Origin of the sequence: Halalkalibacter sp. AB-rgal2 (assembly GCF_041821005.1) — a bacterium.
GTDB lineage: Bacteria > Bacillota > Bacilli > Bacillales > Bacillaceae_D > Halalkalibacter.
Genome location: NZ_JBGUAV010000059.1, coordinates 1 through 2,018 on the forward strand (window position 1 = coordinate 1; position 2,018 = coordinate 2,018).

The following is a 2,018-nucleotide window of genomic DNA, read 5'->3' on the forward strand; positions in this document are numbered from 1 at the left end:
CATGTAAAAGAATCTGTTTCCTCATCATATTCCCAATTCGCGGAGTTAAAGTCATTATTTTTATACCTCTTTTTCTTCTCTTTCCGATACATATTATATGTGATAAGTGGGGTGCACTCCCGATTAATTACATCTTCATAATTCTGTTCACTGCCATATCCTGCATCTGCGACAATGTACTGGGGCAGCTTAAAGAAACTTTTATCGATCTTATCCAGAAAAGGAATAAGGGTGCGTGTATCTGTTGGATTTGCGAAGACATCAAATGCAAGCGTATATTGTCCTTCTGTCGCAATTTGCACATTATATCCTGCTTTTAGCTGGCCGTTCTTCATGTAATCATCTTTCATTCGCATAAAAGTGGCATCCTGGTCCGTCTTGGAATAACTGTTACGCTCTCCGAATATGGACATGTCGTTTTGGTATTTTTGTTTGCGGACCAAAAAATCTTTGAACTGTTTGAGGTGCTGTTTCGGTCCTTTGCGTTCCGAACGTAGTTGTTTACGTTCCTCTACTTCTGCACTTTCTTTAATTTTTTTATCAAATTCCTCCACTTTCTCGTCAAGCTTTTGCACAACCTCGTGGAGTTCTTTAGGAGATAGTTCTTCCTGATCTTCCCGTTCTATTACCGGAATAATTTCCTTTTCTAGCAATTCATCATACATTTGATTGGACTTCTCCACCAAAGCTGCACTGTATTTTTCCGTCGCTTTGCGCCAAACAAACGTAAATTTATTGGCGTTCGCTTCGATCTTCGTCCCGTCAATAAAGATAGCTTCTTCCTCTATCAATTTATCTTTTACAAGTTGACAGCGAAACTGGACGAAGCACTGCCGTAATAATTCCTTTACTTCTTCATGAACACGGAAACGATTGATAGTACGATAACTCGGTTTATATCCTTGAGCCAGCCACATCATACGAATACTATCTTTGAGTAATGCCTCAATTTTTCTTCCTGAGAAAACAGATTGTGTGTAAGCACATAAAATCACTTTCATCATCATTCTTGGATGGTAAGCTGGGTTGCCCGTTTCACGCAAAAAACTGGCAAAGGCTTCATCAGGAATCTGTTCCACAAGATCATTTACAGTGTAGGCAATATCATTTTCCTGAAGCTTTACTTCTAAATCTAAAGGCAAAATAACTTGATTCATGTTATAATATTTAAACATAAGGACACCCCCGGTAAGTTATTGTGTGGTTACTTTAATTTTATCAGAAGGTGTCCTTTTTGTATTAAAAAATAGTTGATTGTAGAAAAATAAACGGCAAAGTTTAGTGAGTATAAAAATAAAGAGAGGCACTCGAACCCAAACATTGGGATGAGCGCCTCTCTATTTTTTATTTACTGGGTTTTGTCCCAGCCTCTTGCTTCTTTTCCAACTATTCTTATATATCAACCCAACCGTCAGTCCAGATTTGAATTAAACGGTAAATTTGTCCTCGTATTCAGTGAGGTTGGTAGGCTGTTCTTTTAGAAATGTAAATTTAAAATAAAGTCGCGACATTTGTAAAAAAGTTGCGAAGCTTTACCCCTTTAGGATTATTTTTGTCTAAAGGGGTGTTTTTATAGTGGAACATCTGAATTGAAAGAACGATTAAGGAACTGTTGAGTGACAATAAGTTGTTCCGCTAAAGGGCCATTTTTTTAATGGAATAAAACTTCTGAACAATGGGGAATAATAATACATGATAAATAATTGTATCTTGTGGGGGATCTTATGATTGATAAAAGGAAGGCTTTATCCTTTAGTACATTAGTTATTCCCTGGTTAACTACTCCATTGCTAGGGAAAAATTCTTTTGTTCGCTTTCTTCCAGTCGCAACTTTTATTGGTTATATCTTTAGTTTTTTAAGCGAAATAGCTGATAGAAGTAAGTGGTGGAAAGTAAAGAATGCTTTATTTCCAAATTATCGTTTAGATTTCTCTTACCTTTTAGGTTTATTTTTTATAACAACTATTTGGGTGTTTAAATTAACATACGGTAGCTTTATAAAGTACTTAACATTAAAT

1 protein-coding gene and 1 pseudogene are annotated in these 2,018 nt (G+C 36.0%); one reads left to right on the plus strand and one right to left on the minus strand.

Annotation, left to right across the window (positions count from 1 at the left end; genetic code table 11):
- On the minus strand, nucleotides 1-1,175 hold a 1,175-nt coding region (locus ACERJO_RS20900), incomplete at its 3' end, for an IS1182 family transposase (protein WP_373648773.1).
- 549 nt (nucleotides 1,176-1,724) lie between these two features.
- On the opposite strand from ACERJO_RS20900, the pseudogene ACERJO_RS20905 reads away from it, so the two are divergent.
- A pseudogene (locus ACERJO_RS20905) lies at nucleotides 1,725-2,018 on the plus strand (hypothetical protein); the annotation flags it as partial.